The organism is Pseudoalteromonas sp. T1lg10, from assembly GCF_002964545.1.
Taxonomy (GTDB): Bacteria; Pseudomonadota; Gammaproteobacteria; order Enterobacterales; family Alteromonadaceae; genus Pseudoalteromonas.
The window spans coordinates 47,399-70,782 of the sequence record NZ_PQBV01000037.1 but is presented as its reverse complement, the minus strand read 5'-3'; the positions used below and the strand labels follow the sequence as shown (position 1 = coordinate 70,782).

General features: G+C 49.0%; 22 protein-coding genes and 1 pseudogene. 17 read left to right on the top strand and 6 right to left on the bottom strand.

Annotation, left to right across the window (positions count from 1 at the left end):
- The 3 genes from C2M17_RS09010 to C2M17_RS09000 form a co-directional block, all read right to left on the bottom strand.
- The gene (locus tag C2M17_RS09010) at nt 1-486 is read right to left on the bottom strand and encodes a DUF4124 domain-containing protein (RefSeq protein WP_158677897.1); all 486 of its coding nucleotides are present in this window, start codon (nt 484-486) and stop codon (nt 1-3) included.
- A 116-nt stretch (nt 487-602) separates the two neighbouring features.
- Complete coding sequence (locus C2M17_RS09005; RefSeq protein WP_105200478.1) at nt 603-2,093, bottom strand: DUF3413 domain-containing protein; 1,491 nt, start codon at nt 2,091-2,093, stop codon at nt 603-605.
- Between the two features lie 3 nt (nt 2,094-2,096).
- Nucleotides 2,097-2,309, bottom strand: a complete 213-nt coding sequence (locus tag C2M17_RS09000) for a DUF1414 domain-containing protein (protein ID WP_105200477.1) — start codon at nt 2,307-2,309, stop codon at nt 2,097-2,099.
- Nucleotides 2,310-2,373: 64 nt separating this feature from the next.
- Between C2M17_RS09000 and yejK the strand changes: the two genes are divergently transcribed.
- Nucleotides 2,374-3,381, top strand: a complete 1,008-nt coding sequence (gene yejK, locus C2M17_RS08995; RefSeq protein ID WP_105200476.1) for a nucleoid-associated protein YejK — start codon at nt 2,374-2,376, stop codon at nt 3,379-3,381.
- An 83-nt stretch (nt 3,382-3,464) separates the two neighbouring features.
- On the opposite strand, the pseudogene rne reads toward yejK, so the two are convergent.
- A pseudogene (rne, locus tag C2M17_RS08990) lies at nt 3,465-6,724 on the bottom strand (ribonuclease E).
- Nucleotides 6,725-7,356: 632 nt separating this feature from the next.
- On the opposite strand from rne, the gene rluC reads away from it, so the two are divergent.
- Together rluC and C2M17_RS08980 are read left to right on the top strand one after the other, a co-directional pair.
- On the top strand, nt 7,357-8,319 hold the full coding sequence (gene rluC, locus C2M17_RS08985) for a 23S rRNA pseudouridine(955/2504/2580) synthase RluC (protein WP_105200475.1): 963 nt from the start codon (nt 7,357-7,359) through the stop codon (nt 8,317-8,319).
- Nucleotides 8,303-8,953, top strand: a complete 651-nt coding sequence (locus C2M17_RS08980) for an HAD-IA family hydrolase (protein ID WP_325050666.1) — start codon at nt 8,303-8,305, stop codon at nt 8,951-8,953. The genes rluC and C2M17_RS08980 overlap by 17 nt, the downstream gene beginning before the upstream one ends.
- A 31-nt stretch (nt 8,954-8,984) precedes the next feature.
- On the opposite strand, the gene C2M17_RS08975 is transcribed toward C2M17_RS08980, so the two are convergent.
- The gene (locus tag C2M17_RS08975; protein ID WP_105200474.1) at nt 8,985-9,572 is read right to left on the bottom strand and encodes a Maf family protein; all 588 of its coding nucleotides are present in this window, start codon (nt 9,570-9,572) and stop codon (nt 8,985-8,987) included.
- A 120-nt stretch (nt 9,573-9,692) separates the two neighbouring features.
- On the opposite strand from C2M17_RS08975, the gene yceD reads away from it, so the two are divergent.
- The 14 genes from yceD to C2M17_RS08905 all read left to right on the top strand — a co-directional run bounded on the left by yceD (nt 9,693) and on the right by C2M17_RS08905 (nt 21,423).
- Nucleotides 9,693-10,217: a 23S rRNA accumulation protein YceD gene (yceD, locus tag C2M17_RS08970; protein ID WP_105200473.1), complete on the top strand. Its 525-nt coding sequence runs from the start codon at nt 9,693-9,695 to the stop codon at nt 10,215-10,217.
- 10 nt (nt 10,218-10,227) lie between these two features.
- Nucleotides 10,228-10,398 carry a 50S ribosomal protein L32 gene (gene rpmF / locus C2M17_RS08965; RefSeq protein WP_105190738.1) on the top strand — a complete coding sequence of 57 codons (171 nt, stop codon included), beginning with the start codon at nt 10,228-10,230 and terminating at the stop codon, nt 10,396-10,398.
- Nucleotides 10,399-10,409: 11 nt separating this feature from the next.
- Nucleotides 10,410-11,456: a phosphate acyltransferase PlsX gene (gene plsX / locus C2M17_RS08960; protein WP_105200472.1), complete on the top strand. Its 1,047-nt coding sequence runs from the start codon at nt 10,410-10,412 to the stop codon at nt 11,454-11,456.
- A gap of 66 nt (nt 11,457-11,522) precedes the next feature.
- The gene (gene fabD, locus C2M17_RS08955; protein ID WP_105200471.1) at nt 11,523-12,452 is read left to right on the top strand and encodes an ACP S-malonyltransferase; all 930 of its coding nucleotides are present in this window, start codon (nt 11,523-11,525) and stop codon (nt 12,450-12,452) included.
- A gap of 12 nt (nt 12,453-12,464) precedes the next feature.
- Nucleotides 12,465-13,211, top strand: a complete 747-nt coding sequence (fabG, locus tag C2M17_RS08950; protein WP_105200470.1) for a 3-oxoacyl-ACP reductase FabG — start codon at nt 12,465-12,467, stop codon at nt 13,209-13,211.
- A 243-nt stretch (nt 13,212-13,454) separates the two neighbouring features.
- Nucleotides 13,455-13,691 (top strand): acyl carrier protein, encoded by a 237-nt coding sequence (gene acpP, locus C2M17_RS08945; RefSeq protein WP_010374019.1) that lies wholly within the window; start codon nt 13,455-13,457, stop codon nt 13,689-13,691.
- Between the two features lie 84 nt (nt 13,692-13,775).
- On the top strand, nt 13,776-15,014 hold the full coding sequence (fabF, locus tag C2M17_RS08940) for a beta-ketoacyl-ACP synthase II (RefSeq protein ID WP_105200469.1): 1,239 nt from the start codon (nt 13,776-13,778) through the stop codon (nt 15,012-15,014).
- 82 nt (nt 15,015-15,096) lie between these two features.
- Nucleotides 15,097-15,909 carry an aminodeoxychorismate lyase gene (gene pabC / locus C2M17_RS08935; RefSeq protein ID WP_105200468.1) on the top strand — a complete coding sequence of 271 codons (813 nt, stop codon included), beginning with the start codon at nt 15,097-15,099 and terminating at the stop codon, nt 15,907-15,909.
- Nucleotides 15,906-16,895 carry an endolytic transglycosylase MltG gene (mltG, locus tag C2M17_RS08930; RefSeq protein ID WP_105200467.1) on the top strand — a complete coding sequence of 330 codons (990 nt, stop codon included), beginning with the start codon at nt 15,906-15,908 and terminating at the stop codon, nt 16,893-16,895. The genes pabC and mltG overlap by 4 nt, the downstream gene beginning before the upstream one ends.
- Nucleotides 16,885-17,508 carry a dTMP kinase gene (tmk, locus tag C2M17_RS08925; RefSeq protein WP_105200466.1) on the top strand — a complete coding sequence of 208 codons (624 nt, stop codon included), beginning with the start codon at nt 16,885-16,887 and terminating at the stop codon, nt 17,506-17,508. Before mltG ends, tmk begins: the two co-directional genes overlap by 11 nt.
- Nucleotides 17,508-18,407: a DNA polymerase III subunit delta' gene (gene holB, locus C2M17_RS08920; protein ID WP_105200465.1), complete on the top strand. Its 900-nt coding sequence runs from the start codon at nt 17,508-17,510 to the stop codon at nt 18,405-18,407. Before tmk ends, holB begins: the two co-directional genes overlap by 1 nt.
- 13 nt (nt 18,408-18,420) lie before the next feature.
- Nucleotides 18,421-18,747, top strand: a complete 327-nt coding sequence (locus C2M17_RS08915; protein ID WP_105200464.1) for a PilZ domain-containing protein — start codon at nt 18,421-18,423, stop codon at nt 18,745-18,747.
- A 34-nt stretch (nt 18,748-18,781) separates the two neighbouring features.
- Complete coding sequence (locus tag C2M17_RS08910; RefSeq protein ID WP_105200463.1) at nt 18,782-19,561, top strand: TatD family hydrolase; 780 nt, start codon at nt 18,782-18,784, stop codon at nt 19,559-19,561.
- Nucleotides 19,562-19,581: 20 nt separating this feature from the next.
- On the top strand, nt 19,582-21,423 hold the full coding sequence (locus tag C2M17_RS08905; RefSeq protein ID WP_233997952.1) for an alkaline phosphatase D family protein: 1,842 nt from the start codon (nt 19,582-19,584) through the stop codon (nt 21,421-21,423).
- A 316-nt stretch (nt 21,424-21,739) separates the two neighbouring features.
- On the opposite strand, the gene rsmF is transcribed toward C2M17_RS08905, so the two are convergent.
- Nucleotides 21,740-23,194 carry a 16S rRNA (cytosine(1407)-C(5))-methyltransferase RsmF gene (rsmF, locus tag C2M17_RS08900; RefSeq protein ID WP_105200461.1) on the bottom strand — a complete coding sequence of 485 codons (1,455 nt, stop codon included), beginning with the start codon at nt 23,192-23,194 and terminating at the stop codon, nt 21,740-21,742.
- Between the last annotated feature and the right edge of the window lie 190 nt (nt 23,195-23,384).

The window sequence follows — 23,384 nt, the reverse complement described above, 5'->3', positions numbered from 1 at the left end:
TTATTGATATTTTGCCAGGGACTTTTCTAACCTTGCCAGCTTTTGTTCGGTTTCTTTAATGCGCTGAGTATAGCGACGTTCAATGTCCTTGATATTAACCTGAACCTCTTTTTTCAGTGCCTTGCGCTCGTCATCTGACATCAGACGCTCCAGGCGTTGTTCTTCGGCCAGGGTTTTTGCACTGCGCTCGCGCTTTAACATCACCACCTTATGTTTGGTGCTGCGAATTTGCATATTGATGCTGTCGCGCTTATTTTCCTTTTCCAGCTCGGATAGTTGCTTGTTGTAGTCTTCTTTTGGGCCTCGTTGAGGAGACTTGGTATGTGTTACTTCTTGTTCCTTCGCATTTTTATCGCAAGGGAACTGGCTAAATACCGTGCCTTCTGACGTTTGACACTTAAAATATGTGGTATTGGCATAACCCAAAACTGGCAGCGCCGCGCTAAGTATTAACACACTTCTTAGGAGTGCTAATCTACTAGTCACTATTTCACCTCGCTTAATTATTGTTCTCATTCCTTACCCAATATAGATGAACTAAAATTGAATGTCACGGAAGTAAGCCAAAGGTATTAAAGCGAGGTGGTTGTTTTTTATCCGTTTTATTGCGCGTTAAAGCGTTTGAGCTGCTTAAGGCCTTGAATTAAAAAAGGCACATTAAGTTCTTGGTCGACATTAAAGCCCTCGCTGGCGGAAATATGTTTATAACTGCCATCGCTGCTTAACAAGGTAATGCGGTCTTTGCGCAGGGCGATAAACACCCCTTGTGAGTAATTGATATTGGGCTGAGTGTCATTACCCAGCATATTATTGGCAATTAATGCACTGGCTGCCAACTCTGGGCACTGCCAATGTTCGGCAAGCACTGTGGCCAGTATGTCCTGGGGTTGCACTATATGACCTAAACCCTGCAAACGCGTGTCTGAGCTCCACAACTGATTAATTGTCGTGATGCGCTCTGTGCTTTCGCTGGCAAGGGTAAAGGCAAAGACTGTATGCGAGTCTTGCACCGGCGTGTGCTCATCAAGGGAGACTGTGACCAGGGCGTCGGCATCGTCATGAATAAAATCAAATTGCGCTAGATTCGTTTGCAGCGTCAAAGGCGTACGTCGCCACAGCGGATCTATGTGATCCTTGCTCATGCTTTGGCGGTAATAGCTGGGTAAGCCATACAGGGCATTGAATATAGTGTCTTCAGCGCTGGTTGGGTGCAAAATAGGGGCAACCTGTTGTAGTGTCGGGTTAGCCTGGATAAAGCGGGCTAAGTCGGCCTGAGTGCTAAACAAGCGAATATCAACTGCGGCGGCATCCGGCGCCAGGTTGCAGCTTGGCAATTGCGCTGGCATCACAAAGCTGACATTGGGCGCATTGACATTAACCGAGCGCTCTTGCTCGTAACGTTTCAGATCCAGTAAGTCATTTTTGGCCAGTAGGGATTTTGCCGTAGTCGGGTATGACAAAGGCAACATATTATCCTGCTTGGTGATATCAAATTTTAGTTCGGCGTCGGCCCAAATATGAATGCTGTGGCTAAGGGCAAAACACACCACTAATGCAGTGGTGATGGTGCGACCAATACGCAGGCGTTTGAGGTCGCCCAGATGGTGCCAGGCATAATTACTGACGATCAGCTGATAGGCCAAAATCAACATGACAAAGGCACTTACCATCAGGGTCGACAACGCTGGGGTATTACTTACATTGCGCCAAAACAGGGATAAAATTTCCCCTAAGGCACTGTAATTCAGGTGATATCCCAGGTTGTAATAAACAAAGGCATCCACCGCCAGCAAGGTCATGCCTATGGTGGCCAGCACCGAGGCCATGCCGCGAATATGCCGAGGATAGGGAAAAACCAGGGACAGCGGGAATATGGTCAGCACAAAGGCTAGAAAAGTAATAAAGGCGGTGTGGCTTAACCAGGTCACCACCATATAAAAGGTGCCGATAGCCGTTGCTGGATGCGCATCGGCGAATAAATAGGCAAGGCTAAGCAACAACGCAAGACCAATATTAGCCAGGGTAAACCAGTGACCCCAGGCCAGTAACTGACTGAATCGAGAAGAAAATTGATTTTGCGTTGTCAGGTTCATTGGTTACTTCAACGAATCCGTTAGGGCATTAGCAAAGTTTTTCGCCACGGCAGCTCTTTTTGCCGCAGGCACATGCTCTTTAATAATATGCGTGATAGTATTGCCCAGACACATCAGGCTTAAATCAACCGGTGCCTTTTTTTCGGCAAGTACAGCTACAAGCTGGTCGACAAGTTGTTCTACTTCTTCATTGGTATATTTGGATAACGCTGGCATCGGTGGTTCATTACTGATTTATATATGTCCTTGTATTTTAACACCGTAGGAGTGAAAAACAAAGATGACCACTGAGGTTAAGAAGCTGGTTGTACATTACGTCGATAAAGACGACGGTAATACCCAAATTCACTTGCGCAATGACGAAATGCCCATCAATGAGCGCGTTAATGTGTTTATCGAGCAGTTACATCACGCCTATAACGGCAAGCCAGGCAAGGGTTTTTGTGCCTTCAGTGCAGACAAAAGCAGCGTTGTGGCAAGTGCCATGCAAAGCTACCGTAATCATGAGCTTGGCTTTTGGCAAGTCACCGAGCAGGCCGCTACGGTATTAAAAGAAGAGCTTGATAAATATGCCTTTAATGAAACCGGCTATCTGGTGTTTTGTCATTATCAGTATGTTGCCACGGAATATATTTTAATTGCCCTAATTAATATTAAAGAGCATTACAGCATTACCTCTGAGCTGGACTTGGCTTCTTCTCGTCACCTGGATATCACCCGCATGCAATTGGCGGCGCGCATCGACTTAGCAGCCTGGGACACGCAGGCAGACGATAACCGTTATATCTCCTTTATCAAAGGTCGAGCCGGGCGTAAGGTTGCCGATTTCTTCTTGGACTTCCTCGGCTGTGAAGAAGGTATCGACCCGAAACAACAAAGTCGCTCCATGTTGAACGCAGTTGAAGACTACCTAAGCGAGCAAGGCTTAGACAAGACGGAAAAAGATGAACGTCGTCGCGAAGTCTTTGATTATTGCAGTGACCGCTTAAGCAGTGGCGAAGATGCTCAAATCGATGAAATTGGTAAGGCTATCAGCAAGGATGATGAGAACAGCTTTAACGATTTTTATCAGCAGCAAAATTATGATTTGGCCGAGTCATTCCCGATCGATAAGAAAACCGTAACCGGCATGGTGAAGTTATCTGGCATGGGTGGTGGAGTGAGCGTTGGCTTTGAGCGCAAGCACTTGGGTGAGCGGGTTATTTACGACCCGGTTAATGACACCCTGACTATCAAGGGCGTGCCGCCAAATCTAAAAGATCAGCTTGAGCATTTGGATAAGGAGTAGGGGGTAAACCTGCTTCTAGTCTTAGGAATATAAAAGACATAAAAAAAGCCGCTGAAATCAGCGGCTTTTTTCGTTTACCTTAATTACTCGGCATCAGCCTGAGCTACTTCAGGCACCGGCTCAGCGGCAATCTGTGGGGCTTTTGGTGTCGCCGCGCCACAGAATGCATGGTGTACAGGTGCAACTGAACCTGGCTTCAAGCCACTGTTGACCACGGCAGCACGCTGCTCTGCAGGCATTGGCTGTGGCAATTCACCCAGAGGTTGCATGGCTGGGGTTACCGGCTGTGTCATAGGCGCAGAGGCGTGACCGATTGCGCGTACGGCTTTAGCTGCTGGCTCAACCGTTGCTGTAACCTCTGCTTCAACTTGTGGGGCTTCTGCAGTTTCCGCAACAGGTGCTTCTTCAGCTACAACTTCAACCTTTTCCTCTTGAACAGGCTCGGCTGGTGTTTCAACAACTGTCTCGACAGCAGTTTCGACGGCAGTTTCGACAGCAGTTTCGACGGAAGTCTCGACATCAGTCTCGGCAAGTGTTTCAACCTGAGCTTCAACTTCAACTTCAACTGGTTTCGCTTCATCTTGCTCGGCGATAACTTCTACCGCAGGCTCTTCGCTGCTAGTCGCAGGCGTTTCAACAACCGTTTCTTCAGCTTGTGGCTCAACAGTTTCTGCAACCACTTCGGCTTGAGGCTCTGGGCTCTCTTGGTTTGGTGCTGGAGCAGTTTCAACGGCTACTTGCACCGGCGTTTCTACCGACTGCTCGACTGTTTGCTCTGCAGGTACAGTATCTTGCTTCGCTTCTTCCGCCATGGCTTGATCCGCTACCGGAATAAAGGCAGCCTTTTCCACTTCGCCTTCTTGCTTTTCACGGCGACGACGTTGACCGGCGGCGCGCAGGTGGCGTGGTGAACGACGGCTGCGAGTGCGGCCTTCTTTTTCACCCTCAGCTTGCTCTTCACCTTCTTGCGTCTCAGCGTTGGCGTTTTCCACCTGAGCTGCTGGCTCTGCTTTTGGCTCTGCCTTAGGTGCAGGCTTAGATTCAGCTTTTGGTGAAGCCTTTTCTTGTGCTGCATCAGCTTGCTGTTCTTGCACAGCAACTTCCTGAGTTGCTGCAGCAACCGGCGCTGCTTGTTGCTCTTGAGCATCTACTGCAGGCTCAACCACAGGCGTTGCTGTTTCGGTTGTAAGCGTTTGCTCTGTCTGATTTGACACACGTACCTTCTTACGAAGGTTACGGCGCTGACGGCGCTGCTTAGGCTTTTGATCTTGCTCTTGTTGTTGCTCTTCTTGAGCTTCAACAACCGCTTCTTTGCGCACTTCCTCGTTATCGTTGCGGTTATCGCGACGACGGTTTTGCGAACGACGGCGTTTATTACGGTTATCCGAGCCACGATTGTCATCACGCTCGTTGCTGCGCTGACCACCACGTTGGCCGCCGCGCTCATCGCTGCGATTTTGCTCGTTGCTTTCGCTCTTCTCAGCTTCTGGCTTTTCACCGCCTTTTTGCTGCGGGCCTTTACCACGGTTACGCGACTGATTGCTGCGACGACGCTGGTTATTGCGACGACGTTCACCAGAGCGGCGCTCTTTTTGCTCTTCTTGACCTGACTTTTTATCTTGCTCTTTTTGCTCTTCGCCGCCGAACAGGCCTTTAAGCCATTTACCGATGCGCTCAAGCAGGCCTAGTTGTGCAGGCGCTTTGGCTTGAGGGCTGGCCGCTTTAGGCTGAGCAACAGGCGCAGGCTCGTGTGGCATGACTACACCTTTAAGCACAGGCTCTTCACGTTGTGGCATAGCCGGCGCACGTGAGTACTCAATTGCTTCCGGCTCCGGCTCAATGATTTGCTCGTAGCTTGCTGCTTCTAGGGTCTCGTCTTTGCTAAACGTACGACTTCGTAATGCGGTGTTTCCATATGTTGATTAGGAATGATCACCACATCACAGTTGTGTCGTTTTTCGATGCGCTGCACGCTGCGGCGCTTTTCGTTGAGCAGGTAGGCGCCAACGGCAACCGGTACCTGAGCATTAACCTGAGCGGTATTGTCCTTGATCGCTTCTTCTTCGATTAAGCGCAAGATAGACAAGGCGATAGACTCGTTTGAACGAATGGTACCTTGGCCACTACAACGTGGGCAGCTGCCTTGGCTCGCTTCACCCAGTGAAGGGCGCAGGCGCTGACGTGACATTTCCAACAGGCCAAAACGAGAAATCTTGCCGATCTGCACGCGGGCACGGTCTTGACGTGCCGCATCTTTAAGGCGGTTTTCTACTTCACGTTGATGGCGCGGCGGCGTCATATCGATAAAGTCGATAACAATCAAACCACCCAGGTCACGCAGGCGTAACTGGCGGGCGATTTCATCGGCGGCTTCCAAGTTGGTATTAAGTGCGGTTTCCTCAATATCGCTACCTTTTGTCGCTTTTGACGAGTTGATATCGATAGAGGTCAGTGCTTCCGTCGGGTCAATAACGATTGAACCACCAGAAGGCAGACGTACTTCGCGTTGGAAGGCCGACTCGATTTGGCTTTCAATTTGATAATGCGTAAACAGGGGCACATCGTTTTGGTACAGCTTCACGCGATTCATAAAGTCTGGGCGGAAGCGTTCGATATGGGCTTTTGCTTCTTCGAATACGCGCGGCTTGTCGATTAGGATTTCACCGATATCGCGACGCAGATAGTCACGAATAGCGCGGAAAATAACGTTGCTTTCCTGGTGAATTAAGAAAGGTGCCTTGCCGCTGTCGGCTGCATCTTTAATCGCCTGCCAATGTACCAGAAGCGCTTTTAAGTCGTAGTCAAGCTCTTCGTATGATTTGCCTACACCTGCGGTGCGAACAATCAGGCCCATGCCTTTAGGCAGGTCCAGGCGGCTTAGCGCTTCTTTAAGCTCGGCGCGCTCATCCCCTTCGATACGACGAGAAATACCGCCAGCACGAGGGTTATTTGGCATAAGCACCAGGTAGCTACCGGCAACACTGATAAAGGTGGTTAGCGCAGCGCCTTTTTGGCCACGTTCTTCTTTATCAACCTGGACGATCACTTCCTGACCTTCACGGATCACATCCTTGATATTAGGACGGCCGCTGAAGGTATAACCGCTAGGGAAGTAAGTGCGGGCAATTTCTTTCAGTGGTAAGAAGCCATGGCGTTCGGCGCCGTAGTCAACAAAAGCGGCTTCAAGTGAAGGTTCGATACGGGTAATTTTACCCTTGTAGATGTTTGCTTTCTTTTGTTCGTGTCCAGGGCTTTCGATGTCTAGATCGTACAGGCGCTGGCCATCAACCAGTGCTACGCGCATTTCTTCTTGCTGCGTCGCATTGATTAGCATGCGTTTCATATTGTTACTCTTAAATTCTTTACATAGTGCCCGACCTGATTTGGGTCGTTCGGCGCTCTTCTTTGTGTCTTAGGTACAGTCTCACGACTGGGCTTTTAACGAAAAAGCTTAACGTTTTAAATCTACCTTGGAGTGGTTTGGCAGTAATTTTGAGCCACTACACCACATCTAAGTTTATGCCCTCAGCTAGGGGCTGACAGGCGACGCACAAGGCAATAGTCGTTTACCGTTACACCAAATGGTGGTCGATAGCATTATGATTTTGTTTAATTACAGGCCGTTCGCTGACGTTCTATTTAATGCTGAATCGTGCGCAAAAGACCTAATGTTCTATTCTTCGTTTCCTATTATTACCCCGTTGGGCTAATCACCACTTGCGGTCGCAGCCAAACAAACAATCTATTACGCGCATTGTTTGTCACTGCATTCACGTGGTTTCTGGGTGATAAAGCTGTGGAAATACGAGCTCGAATCTGTATGATCGCCATTCCCAGAATGTGTTGCACGCAAGTTTTGGTTAAAACCAAAGGTGATGTAAAATCTTGTGTTATGCACAGGTTTTACAAGGGCGATTATCCCACTAAAACCTCAGCATAAGCAACTAAATTATGACTCAAATCAGTGATTAGGTAATGAAAGAGACAATTGGCACCCAGGTTTGCTTTGTAACCGTTGATGAAGACTACAGCGGACAACGCATAGATAACTTTTTGATAACCAAACTCAAAGGGGTGCCAAAAAGTGCGGTATACCGTATTTTGCGCAAAGGCGAGGTGCGGGTGAATAAAAAACGTGTCAAGCCTGTGTATAAATTACAAGCGGGTGATACTGTACGTATTCCGCCGATTAAGGTGGCCGAGCGCAGCGAGCAGCCTATACCGACCAATTTAGATAAGGTGAGTAAGCTCGAAGATGCCATCTTGTTTGAAGACAAATATCTTATTGTTATCAACAAGCCTGCCGGTATGGCTGTGCACGGTGGTAGTGGCTTGAGTTTTGGTCTTATCGAAGCATTGCGTGCGCTGCGCCCCAATGACAGAAACCTGGAGCTGGTGCACCGCTTAGACCGAGATACCTCGGGCTGTCTGCTTATCTCGAAAAAACGCTCGGTCTTGAAGTCTCTGCACGAGCAATTGCGCGAAAAAACCATGGAGAAGAACTACTGGGCCTTAGTAGCCGGGCAGTGGGATGCCAAGGTGCGTAATGTGAATGAGCCGCTAAATAAAAATACCCTGCAATCCGGTGAGCGCGTGGTGCGTGTTGACCATGAGCGCGGTAAAGCCTCCCATACGCGTTTTCGCGTTCTGGAGCGTTTTGAAAATTGCTCCTTGGTGCAGGCATCACCTGTGACCGGGCGTACTCACCAAATTCGTGTGCATACTCAGTGTAAGGGTCATCCTATCGCCTGTGATGATAAATATGGCGATCAAGCTTTTGATGCGCAAATGCGTGCTCAGGGCTTAAACCGCTTATTCTTGCACGCTCGTGAGCTGCGCTTTTTCCATCCGCAAACGGAAACTACCTTGGCTCTGGAAGCGCCTTTAGATGCGGCATTGGAACATTGTTTAGGACGCTTACGTGAGCAAAATCAATAACAAAGAGCTGCTGATATTCGATTGGGACGGCACCATTATGGACTCGGTGCCGAAAATTGTGGCGACACTGCAAAGTGCGGCGCGCGCATTGAGCGTGCCCGAGCCCGACCCGGTGAGCGCAAAGAATATCATAGGCCTAAGCCTAGATACCGCGGTGGCCACCTTGTTCCCCGAGCATAGCGAGTTTCATCAGGCCCTTGAAGAGCAATATAAGCACCATTATCTGGCCGTTGACACCACACCAACGCCGCTATTTGATGATGTTGAAAGCACGCTCACGGCGCTAAAGAATAAAGGTTATGCCTTGGCGGTGGCAACCGGTAAAAGCCGTAAGGGCTTAGACAGATTAATGGGTGAAACCGGTCTGACGCATTTTTTTGATATAACCCGTACTGCTTGTGAGGCCCAATCTAAGCCGCATCCGCAGATGCTGGAGCAAATCCTTGCCTTTTATCAACTGTCGCCACAGCAGGCGGTGATGATAGGGGATACGCAAATCGACATGCAACTGGCAGCCAATGCCGGGGTTGATAGCATAGGCGTGACCTTTGGTGTGCATGCCAAGGAAGAACTGGAAATCTTCAACCCCAAGGCGACTGTAAACAGTTATCGGGAATTATTGGCGCTATTTTAAGCGCCATTTTTGTGCTGGTGTGCTGGCACAGTTACAGCGCCAGCGGATCTATGCCCCAATCTAACAATAGCTGATTAAGGCGCAATAAAGGCAGGCCAACTAGAGCATTGGGATCATCGCCCTTAAGGGCTTCAAAAAGACAAATCCCCAAGCCTTCGCTTTTAAAGCTGCCGGCACAATTAAGCGGTTGCTCTTTGGCCACATAAAGACGTATTTGCTCGGCACTTAAGTGGCGAAAATGAACCTCAAATGGCTCGACTATTACCGTATTTTTGCCCGTTTCTATGTCGAGCAGGGCTAAAGAGGTTAAAAAGGTGACTTTTTCGCCGCTAAAACGAGCCAGCTGCGCTTCGGCCTTGGCCACGGTATGGGGTTTTCCAAGTATATCCCCCTGGTGCAGAGCCACCTGATCTGAACCAATCACCAGCCCTTTGTCATACAAGTTACACGCGGTTTGGGCTTTTTCCAGAGCCAAACGGCGTACCAGTTGCTCCGGCTTTTCGTCGGCTTTGGCTGACTCGTCAATTTCGGGTGAAAAATGGTGAAATTCAGGGATAATTTTTTTTAATAATTGCTGCCTAAAAGGCGAACTTGAGGCTAAGATAAAAGCTGTTTTCATTGCCCGATCATCGAATTGTTAAATATCGGCTCTAGAATACGGCGCAATCGGGCGAAAAACAAAAGGAAAGTCGAATTTTATTTTGACTCTAATGATAACTATCTATATGATGCAGCCCCTATGCAAAAGGTGAAGATTCCCGTCACCCTTGATCCGGGCAGGGCAGCACAGCGTCAGCTAAGTTATGATGGCGTGGTGATGTTTGAAGAACTTTCTCGATTCGAGCAAGTTGTGCTGGATAAAAGTGGTGAAATAGCGGTACAAATTCATTGCAAGCAGGACGAACAAGGTTTAACTGTGCTAAGTGGTTCTTTAAAGGCCCGAGCCACCCTTATTTGTCAGCGTTGTAATGAAGAGTTTGGGTTGGATTTGGAACAAGACTTTGCGTATACGCCGGTTGGCATGGGTGCAGAGTCAGATCATCTCCCTGATTACTACGATCTTGTGGAGCTAGATGAGAACGGAGAAGTCAACATTCGACAATTAGTTGAAGACGAGTTGATTTTGGCCATTCCTATCGTGCCTATGCATGACGAAGCATCTTGTCGTTACTCAGAGCAACAAAAAAGCTTTGGTAAAATCGACGAAGAAGATGAAAAACCAAATCCATTTGAAATTTTGAAACAACTTAAGAAAGATTCTTAGGAGAAGGCTAATGGCGGTACAAAAAAGCAAGAAGTCTCGTGCAAGACGTGGTATGCGTCGTTCACACGATGCGATCAGTGGTCCAGCTCTAACAGTTGATAAAGTGACTGGTGAAACTCACCGTCGTCACCACATCACTGCAGACGGCTACTACAAAGGCGTTAAAGTAATTTCTAAGTAAGAGATTGCTTTATGCAACGCAGTCTAACCATTGCGTTAGATATGATGGGGGGCGATTACGGCCCCCGTTCATCTATCCCAGCCGCAGTTGAAGCGGTCCATCTTCATAGTTCACTTACCCTGATCCTCTGCGGTAATGAAACCCTAATTCAAGAGCAGCTTTCCCGTTTAGACGCGCTGCAGCACCCACGCTTAAAAATCAAACATTGTACGCAAATCGTCACCAATGCCGATGAACCCGCGTATGCGTTACGTAATAAAAAAGATGCGTCTATGCGTGTGGCCCTTGATTTGGTTAAATCCGGGGAAGCTCAGGCCTGTGTAAGTTCCGGCAACACAGGGGCGTTATTCGCCATTGCCCATTATGTTCTGAAAATGTTGCCCGGCATTAAACGCCCGGCGCTGATCTCTTCGGTACCCACGGAAACAAAACGACCGGTTTATTTATTGGATCTAGGCGCCAATGTCCATTGCGATGCTCATACCCTGTATCAATTCGGGATCATGGGCGCTGTGGTGGCGCGCGAGGTGCAAGACATTGAACACCCTAAGGTCAGCTTGCTCAATATCGGCTCCGAAGACATTAAGGGTCATGAGGGTATCAAAGAGGCAGCTCAGTTGATGACGCGCTGTAACAGCATTAACTACACGGGTTACAGCGAGGGTAGTGATATTTTCAGTGGCAAGGCCGATGTGATCGTCTGTGAAGGTTTTGTCGGTAATGTGGCACTAAAAACCTGTGAAGGAATTGCAAAACTGATCATGCATAAGATGACTAAAGCCTTGAAAAAGCATTTGCTTTATCGTGGCTTGGCGCTATTACTTATGCCTGTCATAAAAAAGATCTATAAAAAGGTGAACCCCGACCAGTATAACGGCGCATCTTTGGTAGGATTGCGCGGTATAGTGGTTAAAAGTCATGGGAATGCATCGGCAAGTGCATTTCTAGCGGCAATTAATGAGGCTGTTAAGGAAGTGCAACGACAGTTGCCCGAGAAGATTCAAGCGGCCTTTGCTGAGAACGAGCCAACGCCAGATACGAGCGCAGAAAACTCGTAAACTCCCTCCTCATTAATGCCTGCCAAAATTCGCGAACATCGCTAAAACAATACGAAAGAGCAGCATATGTCTGAAAAAATCGCAATATTATTTCCTGGTCAAGGCTCACAAAGCGTTGGCATGTTATCCGAGCTACTGAGCGAGTCTGAGGTAGTTAAAGCCACCTTTGCAGAAGCATCAGAAGCCCTTGGCTATGACTTGGCAGAGCTAGTGCTTAATGGTCCAGAAGAAGAGCTAAATCAAACTCACCGTACACAACCTGCGTTATTGTGTTCTTCAGTGGCTATTTTCCGTCACTGGCAACAACTAGGCGGTGCAGAGCAAGAAGTGGTATTGGCTGGTCACAGTCTAGGCGAATACTCGGCGCTGGTATGTGCCGGTGTACTGAGCCTGGCCGATGGCGTTAAGCTGGTTGAAAAGCGCGGTCAATATATGCAGCAAGCCGTACCTGCTGGTGTAGGTTCAATGGCGGCCATCATTGGTCTTGACGATGATGCAATTGCTAAAGCCTGTGCCGACAGTGCCCAAGACCAGGTAGTTGCGCCAGTGAACTACAATTCACCGGGCCAGGTGGTGATCGCCGGCAATAAAGAAGCCGTAGATCGCGCCAGCGAAGCCTGTAAAGAAGCAGGTGCTAAGCGTGCACTGCCGCTTGCGGTAAGTGTACCTTCACACTGTGAACTGATGAAGCCTGCCGCCGAGCAGCTTAAAGGCGACCTTGACGCTTTAGCACTAAACGCGCCTCAATACACGGTGATCAACAACGTTGATGTGGCTGCCGAGCAGGATGTTGAAGCCATTAAAGATGCCTTGGTACGCCAGCTTTACAGCCCAGTTCGCTGGACTGAAACCGTACAAGCCATTGCTAAAATGGGCGTTACTCAGGCCTTTGAATTTGGTCCTGGCAAGGTTCTAACCGGCCTGGTAAAACGAATTGATAAAACCCTTGATTGCAGCGCTGTTAACGACAGTGCCAGCGCAGAAGCAGCTAAATAAAAGAGAACAAAAATGGCAAATTTATTTTCCCTAGAGGGCAAAGTAGTCCTAGTAACAGGTGCAAGCCGTGGTATTGGTAAAGCAGTTGCTGAGCAATTGGTTGCGCAGGGCGCAAAAGTTGCGGGCACGGCAACCAGCGACGGTGGTGCTGAGAAGATCTCAGCTTACCTTGGTGAGAACGGCAAGGGATATAAGCTAAACGTGACCGATGCCGAGTCAATCGAAGCAACTTTGGCGGCGATTAAAGCAGATCTGGGTGACATAGATGTATTGGTAAACAATGCCGGTATCACTCGCGATAATCTGCTAATGCGCATGAAAGACGACGAATGGCAGGATATTATCGATACTAACCTATCGTCTATCTTCCGCCTGTCAAAAGCCGTATTGCGTCCTATGATGAAGAAAAAGTCGGGCCGTATCATCAACATAGGTTCTGTTGTGGGCACCATGGGTAACGCTGGTCAGGCCAACTATGCTGCTGCGAAAGCGGGCGTAATTGGTTTTTCTAAGTCGTTGGCTCGTGAAGTGGCCTCACGTGGTATCACGGTGAACGTTGTTGCTCCTGGCTTTATCCAAACCGATATGACAGACGAGCTAACCGAAGAGCAAAAGGCGGCAACGCTTGCCAATGTACCGGCTGGTCGTCTTGGTCAACCGAATGAAATTGCAGCGGCTGTATGCTATTTGGCGTCTGACGCCGCGGCGTACGTTTCCGGCGAAACTCTGCACGTTAACGGCGCGATGTATATGGTTTAAGGCTCTATCGGGGCCAAGAAAGGTCACAAAAACTCGACTAAAAAGATTGAAGTTTTTGTGATCTTGCTTTAAACATACTTGAAATCGCTATGAAAATGGGCGATAAAAGTGCAACTTTACTTTGATACAGGTTTGACCAGAGAAAAAACTCAGGGCAAATCCTTGAATCAGACAAATATGCTGCGTAAACTACGCCGCAATCTGAAAAAATAACGCAGTAGCGTTTAAATAAAGGAAAGAAGAATGAGCGACATCCAAGAACGCGTAAAGAAAATCATCGTTGAGCAACTAGGTGTTAAAGAAGAAGAAGTAAAATCTGAAGCGTCTTTCGTTGATGATCTAGGTGCGGACTCTCTTGATACTGTTGAGCTAGTAATGGCGCTAGAAGAAGAATTTGATACTGAGATCCCAGACGAAGAAGCTGAGAAGATCACTACAGTTCAAGCTGCTATCGATTACGTTACAGCTCACGCTGAGTAATCAACGCATTTCTTTTAAGGGCAGCATCCGCTGCCCTTAGTCTATCTGAGACCCCCATCTTTTATTCCCTTTTTGGAGGACACCGTGGCTAAACGTCGAGTCGTAGTTACTGGCTTAGGTATGCTTACGCCGCTGGGTAATGATGTAGCGTCAACCTGGCAGGGCTTATTGAATGGTCAAAGTGGCATAGGTGCTATAACCCATTTCGATACAACAGATTTTGGTACCAAATTTGCTGGTTTAATCAAAGATTTTGATGCCGAAGCATACATGGCGAAAAAAGATGCCAAGAAAATGGATTTGTTTATCCAATATGGTATCGCCGCTGGTATTCAAGCCTTAGATGATTCAGGCTTGGAAGTGACCGAAGCCAATGCCGACCGTATTGGTGTTGCTGTGGGCTCAGGGATCGGTGGTTTAACACTGATCGAAGAAAACCATGAAAAACTTTTAAATGTTGGGCCGCGCAAGTTGTCGCCATTTTATGTGCCGTCAACCATCATTAATATGATCTCAGGTCACCTTTCTATTATGAAGGGCCTGCGTGGACCGAACATTTCTATCGTTACCGCCTGTACAACCGGCCTGCACAACATTGGCCATGCGGCACGAATGATCGCTTACGGCGATGCGGATGCCATGGTTGCCGGTGGTGCTGAGAAAGCCTCTACGCCTATGGGCATGGGTGGCTTCAGTGCGGCGCGTGCCTTGTCAACGCGCAACGACAACCCGCAAGCGGCGTCACGCCCTTGGGATAAAGACCGTGACGGTTTTGTACTGTCTGACGGTGCCGGTGTTGTGGTTCTTGAAGAGTATGAACACGCCAAAGCCCGTGGTGCGAAGATTTATGCCGAGCTTGTTGGTTTCGGTATGAGTGGTGACGCTTATCATATGACCTCGCCGCCAGAAGATGGCGCCGGTGCGGCACTTGCTATGGCTAACGCTATTAAAGATGCAGGCATCAATGCTGAGCAAGTGGGTTACATCAATGCTCACGGTACTTCAACACCTGCGGGTGATAAGGCCGAAACCAGTGCGGTTAAGAGCATCTTTGGCGCCGCTGCCGACAAAGTGATGGTAGGCTCGTCTAAGTCTATGATGGGTCACCTGCTAGGTGCTGCCGGTTCGGTAGAATCAATCATCACGGTACTGTCGCTACAAGACCAAAAAGTATCACCAACCATCAACCTGGATAACCCGGATGAAGGCTGCGATCTGGATTACATTGCCCACACTGCGCGTGATGTAAAACTAGACTATGCGCTGTGTAACTCGTTTGGTTTCGGTGGCACTAACGGCTCACTGCTATTTAAAAAGATCTAACAGTGAAATCAACTGCCTACCAGCGTAGACCAAGTTAGGACTAAGCTGGTAACATAAGCTCGGTTATGACCGAGCTTTTTTTATGACTAAAACTATTATAAATGGCCAGCCGGGGCACCTAATCAATATTAATGACCGCGGTTTAAACTACGGCGATGGTTTTTTTACTACGGCCAAAGTGGTCGACGCCAAGGTGCAACTATGGCCCTTACACCGTGCTCGTCTAAGTGAATGTGCCCGTCGTTTAGGCTTTGGGGATTTGGACTTTGCCGCCCTTGAGCAGGACGTGGCGCAGCTGCTCAATAGCCGCGAAAACGCCCTTGATGAGCCGGCGGTCCTTAAGGTGCTCTACACCCGTGGCAGTGGTGGGCGAGGTTATGCGCCTCCGAGTGATGTTCAGCCTACGCGCATACTTAGCTTGTTGCCTTATCCCGATGCATACCGAGAGATAGCGCAAAAAGGCCTGAGTCTTGCGGTGGCCAAAACACGGTTAGCGCAACAGCCTTTATTGGCCGGTCTAAAAACCCTCAATCGTCTTGAGCAAGTCTTTATCAAGCAAGAAGCGGCGCAGCAAAACAGCGACGATTTGTTGGTATTAGACACCACAGACAAGGTGATAGAAACATCCAGCGCAAATCTGCTGATGTATAAGCAGGGGCAGTGGTACACACCAAGCCTAGATCAGGCCGGAGTGCAGGGCGTGTATTTAGCCCATCTGCAAGAGCGTATGCCGGTGATCAGTTGTCAGCTCAATTTGGCCCAGGTATTGTCGATGGATGCGGTGTTTTGCTGTAATAGCCTGATGGGCTTGGTGCCCATTACCCGCATCGCTCACCATGATTTTAATTTGGATGTCGCTCATAGCCTGCTAGCAAAACAAGGGATCAAGATATGATAAGGGTCATTGTCGGCGTTGTATTGCTGGCGTTAGTACTTACTTCTGCTGGATATTATCAATTGCGTCAAGCCATGCTAGCGCCCTTTAATATTGAGCACACCCAATTAGTTGAAATTCCAAGCGGCACTGGTTTCAACCAGTTATGCCGTCAGTGGCAGCAAAAACAATGGGTCGAAGAGTGTTGGCCGCTGCAGGTGCTCGCCAAGCTCGATCCCACTCTGACCGATTTAAAAGCCGGCGTGTATCAGTTGGTACCGGGCACAGCGCTTGGTGCCTTTAGACAGATAAGTCAGGGTCAGGAGCATGAATTCAGCTTCACCATTATCGAAGGTGACAACCTGCGTCAGGTATTGGCACGATTGGCCCAGTCCGCATATGTGAGCGCGCCATTGCAATGGGGCGATAGCTTTATCGACCAGCCCTTGGATGAGCGTTTCGAGGGTAAGTTGTTCCCCGACACCTATCATTACCATGCTCATGAAGATGCCGAGCAGATCCTAATGCGCGCCTACAATAAAATGGAATCGCAGTTAGCCCAGATCTGGCAGCAACGTGACGAGAGCACGCCACTGAAAAGCGCTTATGAAGCCTTGATCTTGGCGTCTATTATTGAAAAGGAAACCGGTGTGGCCGGCGAGCGCGCCTTGATTGCATCCGTGTTCGTAAATCGTTTAAACAAGGGTATGCGTTTGCAAACGGATCCCACAGTGATCTATGGGATCGGTCCGGATTTCGATGGCAATATTACCCGTGCCCATTTACGCCAGACGACGCCTTACAATACCTACCGTATCCATGGCCTGCCGCCGACGCCTATTGCCATGCCATCGCGCAAAGCGCTCTTAGCAGCTGTGCAACCGGCACAGTCGGACTATTATTATTTCGTCGCCAAAGGCGATGGCAGTCATCAATTTTCCAAGCAACTCGCGGAGCATAACCGCGCCGTGCGCCAGTATCAGTTAAGAAGAGCAAATGACAGCTAAGTTTATTGTGATTGAAGGCCTTGAAGGCAGTGGCAAGTCCACCGCCATGAAGGTCTGTGCCGAGCTATTAAAGAATGCCGGCATTGACTTTATCACCACGCGGGAGCCGGGCGGTACGCCTGTGGCCGAGCAATTGCGCAGTGTGGTAAAGGAATGTCAGGGTGAGCAAATCAGCACCCAAACCGAATTGCTGCTTATGTATGCGGCGCGCTCTCAGTTGCTTGAAAATGTGATCCGCCCGGCCCTGACACAGGGCACCTGGGTGCTGGGCGACCGTCATGACTTATCGTCTCAGGCCTATCAGGGCGGTGGCCGAGAAGTTGACGCCGAGGTGATGAGTTTTCTTGGCAAATATGTATTAGACGGGCTGCGCCCGGACTTGACCTTGTATCTGGATATTGACCCGGCGTTGGGCCTTGAGCGTGCCCGAGGCCGTGGTGAGTTGGATCGCATCGAACAAGAAGACCTGTCGTTTTTTGTCCGCACCCGAGAGCGTTATCTGGCTTTGGCGCATGCGGATGACAGCATATATATTATCGATGCCAGTCAAAGCATGGAGCAGGTGCATCAGGCCCTTGCCGATGTGCTTGTGCCTTTTATTGCGGAGCAATAATGTATCCCTGGCTTAGCACAGTACAGCAACAATATGCCCAACAGCAGCAGCAAGGGCGATTGCACCATGCCCACCTGCTATACGGCGCTGAAGGTGTGGGAAAACGCGCCTTGGCCGAGCAGCTCAGTCAGGCGCTACTGTGCGAACAACCGCTGCAGATGCAGCCCTGCGGCCAATGTAAGGGCTGTAAGCTAATCGCTGCTGGCACCCATCCGGATTTACTTATGCTCAGCGGCGATGGCAGCAGCATAGGCGTGGATGCCATACGTGCGATCAGCGACTTTATCCAACACAGTGCCCAGCAAGGCGGCGCCAAATGCGTGATTATTCCCAATGCCCAGCGTATGACGGTAGCGGCGAGCAATGCCTTGCTGAAAACCTTGGAAGAGCCCAATAATCATTGTTATTTATGGTTATTAAGTCCAGGCACCGCCAATTTATCGGCCACCATCTTGAGTCGCTGTGCTAAGCAACAGATTAGGGTGCAGGACAATGAAGCCTTGGATACCTGGCTGCAGAATCATGCCTCGTTGGCGATACAGCAGCCCTTTGCCGTACATTTTAAAACTCAGCCCTTGTTATTACGCCAATGGCAGGAAAACGATGAACTAGGGCAAATCCAAACCTTATACCAGGCGCTGTATGAACAGCAATTGGCGGGTGACGAACAAAAGCTGGTTGATATTTTGGCGCAAAACTCACAATATATTGCTATCTTTAGGCTGTTCGTCAGCCAGTTTTTATTACATAAGTCTCAGCAGGGGTTAAGCTTTACGGCTTTTGAACGCTGTTATAGGCAATTACAACACTTTAGTGAGCAGGTAACGCAAACCCCAGGGCTAAATATGTCCTTAGCACTGGCAAAGCTGTTGCGTGTATTAAAGCAAGAATTAGGATAACAAAGGAGCCGTTGTGCAAGAGTTACTTGTAGAATTAGACGATCTGGACGAATTATATCGTTGTTATATGCCTTATCTAAAAACCGGTGGTTTGTTTGTACGCACAAACATGAGCTATGAAATGGGTCAGTCTTTGGCGCTGCGCGTGAGTCTACCCAATTCCCTCGAAGAAGAGGTGGTAACAGGCAAGGTAGTATGGGTGACGCCCATTGGTGCTCAGAGCTCCAACCCGCCGGGTATCGGCATTGGCTTTGTTGATGATAAAGTGCATCTGCGTGATAAAATCGAAAAGCAGCTCGGAACCATGCTAAACTCCGGACATCCCACGTACACCATGTAAGGCCTTCGGCCTTACATTCATATTGCAGTAACACATGATTGTAGACTCCCACTGCCACCTGGATAGGTTGGATTTCGATAAGCTTGGTCAAGACTTGCCAAGTGTATTAGCTCAGGCACGCGCCAAAGATGTTGAACACTTCTTATGTGTCAGCGTGACCTTGCAGCAGTTTCCACAAATGTTGGAAAAAATCGCCGCTTTTGATGATGTTTCCGCTTCCTGCGGTGTGCATCCTTTAGACCAAAAAGATGCCTTGGATATCGACCTGCTGCGCCGTTTGGCGGTGCATGATAAGGTGGTTGCCATAGGTGAAACCGGGCTAGATTACTACTACAGCGGCGACACCAAACAGGTGCAGCAAGACAGCTTTGTCGGTCATATTCAGGTGGCCAATGAGCTTAATAAACCGCTGATCATTCATACTCGAGATGCCAAAGCCGACACCATTAATTTGATGCGTGAGCATAATGCTGAGCGCTGCGGTGGCGTCTTGCATTGCTTTACCGAAGACCTGGATATGGCTAAAAAAGCCATGGATCTAGGCTTTTATATTTCCATTTCAGGTATAGTCACTTTCCGCAATGCAGAGCAATTGCGGGATGTGGTCAAACAGGTGCCTTTGGATCGCTTGCTTATTGAAACCGACTCACCCTATTTAGCGCCGGTGCCGCATCGGGGTAAAACCAATCAACCGGCCTATGTGCAGGATGTGGCCTACTTTATTGCCGACCTCAAAGGGGTGAGTTATAAAGAGCTGGCCAGCGCAACAACGGATAACTTTTATCGTTTGTTTAACGGTATCAACAGGCGTTAAGGATTGATGGGGCCAATATTGTGACAGAACTTCCTCTGCTGCTGCTTGGCCCTTTGCTACGGCGCGCCGAGCCCGAGCTTATTCGTCTGCAACTGGCGACCTCTAAGGCGATTAACCCAAGATTAGAGCTCAGCGGGGTCGAGCTTTATCAGCAGGTGGATATGTGTCGCTTGGGCGAGCATTTATACCTTTACAACCTGACCATAACGCCCGTCAACGGCACCTTTGTAAGCGATCTTGCCATTGCCTACGAGTTGTTTGATGGCCTAAAGCGCATCGATTTAAATGCGTTTTGCTACCCAGGCCAAGCCAGCCCGACCTTATTAATACCCCAGCTATTACACTCAGTGTTGCACGGCTCTTGTCGCAATCCCCATCATTATAGTGACGATGCCCTGGTGCAAGCCGATGCCTTACTGGCACGCTCAATGGAGCACGGCAGTGAGACTCAGCGTCCGCAGCTGCTCCTGCTCTCTGGTGATCAGGTGTATGCCGATGATGTGGCGGGTCCCATGTTAATGGCGATTCATCAGTTGATTGCTAAGCTGGGCATTTACAAAGAATCGGCGCCACTGTTAGCTGTGAGCGAGCAGGTTGTGGATGAGCTCTATCAGCGCGCCGAGTTGCTGCCGAAAACCCCTTGGCAGCAGCTGTCAAAGTGGCATAGCGGCTATTGGCTGCGCAAAGACGAGCCGCACTTTAGCAGCATTAAAAGTGCCAACCATTTAATCCACTTTGAAGAGTTTATTGCTCTGTACTTGTTGAGCTTTAGCGCTGCGAGTTGGCAATTGGTCGACTTTGCCCGCTTAGATCTTGCCGCCGAGCACCCTCAGCATGCCCAGTTTAGCGCCGAGCGTGAGCATTTGCGTAAATTTGCCGCCAGTCAGGCTCGGGTGGCGCGGCTGTTGGCCCATACCAGTACCTTAATGATCTTTGACGATCATGATGTTACCGATGACTGGAACCTCACCGCCAATTGGGAGCAAGCTGTGTATACCCATGGCGCCAGCCGCGGCATTATTTGTAATGCCATGTTGGCGTATGCTCTGTTTCAGGGCTGGGGAAACACGGATGCGAAACAGGACTGGCCATTTTTCTCCTTGCTCAATAGCGCCTCGCGAGAGAATCACTGGCACTTGAAGGACGTGTATAAGCCCTTACTGCATTACGACTACTGGCATTATGAGCTTCCCACCGTACCTAAGGTGGTGGTGCTCGATACTCGCACCCATAGATGGCGTAATGAGCAGGACTTTAATGAGCCCTCGGGCTTATTGGACTGGGAGCGATTACTCGAGCTGGAGAGCACCCTGGAAGGATGTGACAAGGTCTTGCTGGTTTCTGCCGCCCCCGTATTTGGGGTTAAGTCTATTGAGGCGATACAGGCGCTCTTTACCTTGTGCGGCAAGCCGCTGATGGTGGATTGTGAAAACTGGATGGCCCATGAAGGCTCGGCGAAAAAGTTACTCGATATCTTCCGGCGTTTAGAGACACCGGTAGAAACCATTATTCTCTCCGGCGATGTGCATTACTCCTTTTGCTTTTCAGTAAAGGCGCGCTTTGGTGAGCGTGATAACCGTATTTGGCAGCTGACCGCCAGTGGCATTAAAAATGAATTTCCTCGTAAGCTGATTAACTTTTTGGATAGGCTCGACTCCATACTCTATTCGCCGCGCAGCCCCTTGAATATGTTTACTAAACGTTGGCAAATGAAGGTCGATAAGCACGATACCACCACGGGTCCGCAAAAGCATTTGGTGAGCCAGGCAGCGATCAGCCTGATTGAGTTGGAGCAGGGCGAGCTGAGTCGCTATCGCTTGCTACACAGTGATGGCAGCTGCACCGAGTATGAACTCGATTAAGGACGCAGAAACGCCGCAAGAACCCCTCACAACAGATTGAAATTTAAGCTGAAAATTTAAATGTGGAATAAAAAACGCCCAGGACGAATCCGCATTGTCCTGGGCCTAGGGGAATGGCTCTTGATGAGCCGTGCGCTAACTAAATAAACTGTTCACATTCGTACGGGAGAAGCGAAAGTCTTCTTAATTGTAGTTAACGCACTGCAAAAAGTGAAATAAATGAACAAGATTAAAATACATTTAAAACAGTGTGTTACTGGTCTTTGTGAAAAACTGTAAAAATAACAGGTGTTTTTTTATACCTCTTATACCCAAGTTATTCCCAAGTTATTAACCGCCCATCCAGCACCAGATCCCGAGCCAGGGAGTTTTTTATTTTATTCTTCTGCCACTTACCAAGACCGACACTGGCCCCATTTAAGCGGATGATCACCTCGCCTTGAGCCGTACTTGGCTCGCTTAGGCGCACATCTTTGCCATTAAAGTAGTCGGCGCCTTGCTCGGCGGTTAATTCAATGGTGTTTTTGTTGGCCAGTTTACCTAGGCAACTGCCAAACTCATGTTCAAGACGCACGCCATTTTTGTGTGTGGTGCCGATCAAGATACCGATGCGGGAGTATTTAACCGCCTCAAACAACTGCACACTCTCCGCATCCGGGAACAACCAGACTTCCTTATCACGGCTATACACAGTGCCGGGTAAGGCTTTTATCCCAAACTGCTTTTTAAGATACTGCATAAATTCTTGCAGTTGTTTCGCTGGCATTGGCGCAAAAGGGAAGGCGCCTTTTTTACGTTTCGGCTCGCTGACCGCTTTGGCTCCGGTTTTCTTAAACTTGGCGATAAAGAAACCTTCGCTGTCGAACAGCTGTGGCCAGATATGCAGATAGCCTTCCTGTGTCGCCGCTTTTTCTGCGCCGGTAAACAAATCATTCAGCGGCTCTACTTCGATTAAGCCATCAAACTCGTCGAGCAGGTACTGGCACACCGCCTGATTTTCTACCGGAGTCAGGGTACAGGTGGAATAAACCAAGGTGCCGCCAACCTTAAGGGCATGGAAAGCACTTTTGATCAGCGATTTCTGTACCTCGGCGATGTCGATATTCGATTGCAACGACCAGTTTTTTAACGCATCGGCATCTTTACGCACCGTGCCTTCGCCGGAGCATGGGGCATCCAATAAAATGGCGTCGAACATCTCCGGCATATAATCGCCAAACACGGCGCCATCAAAATGCGTGAGCCCAACATTATGGGCGCCGACGCGTTTAAGGGTAGCGCTCAGTGCCTTTAAACGTGACGAGGAATATTCGTTGGCGACTAAGAAGCCCTCATTATCAAGCATGGCCACTAACTGTGAGGTTTTACTGCCCGGGGCCGCAGCCATATCCAGTACTGTATGGGTATTGCCCAAGGCATGGTTCAAGGCTTCTTTAAGTGCCGTAGGTGGCAGCATGGAGCTGGCCTCTTGTACATAGATGCAGCCACTTAAGTGCAAATCGGTTCTGCCCAAAGGCAGGGCCTCTTCTTCCTGCTCGGGACGCTCTAACCAATAACCTTCTTCACACCAGGGTACCTGGACTATTTGCCAGTTGCGCTCACTACATACTTGCTCAAACTCTTCGGTCGACATCTTTAGCGTATTAACCCGCACCGCGCGTTTTAGCGGGGTTTGGCAGGCGTTAATAAAGTCTTCTAGTTCAAGGTGATCGGGCAAATAGCTTTTAACATCTTCAATAAAAGCATCAGGGATATAGGTGTTGATGTTCATAGATAGGGTAATGACGGGCAAATAATCTAGGCATAGTGTATCGCATCACCATAGTGAATGCCGATGTTTTTAAAGTGTCGACATTTTTGTTTCAATTTTACACAAAGCGCTAACTTCAGCCGGTATAAACAGGATTTATGTCGACAATACAAGGTGGCTACGGTTGACAATATCAACATCCTCTCCCATA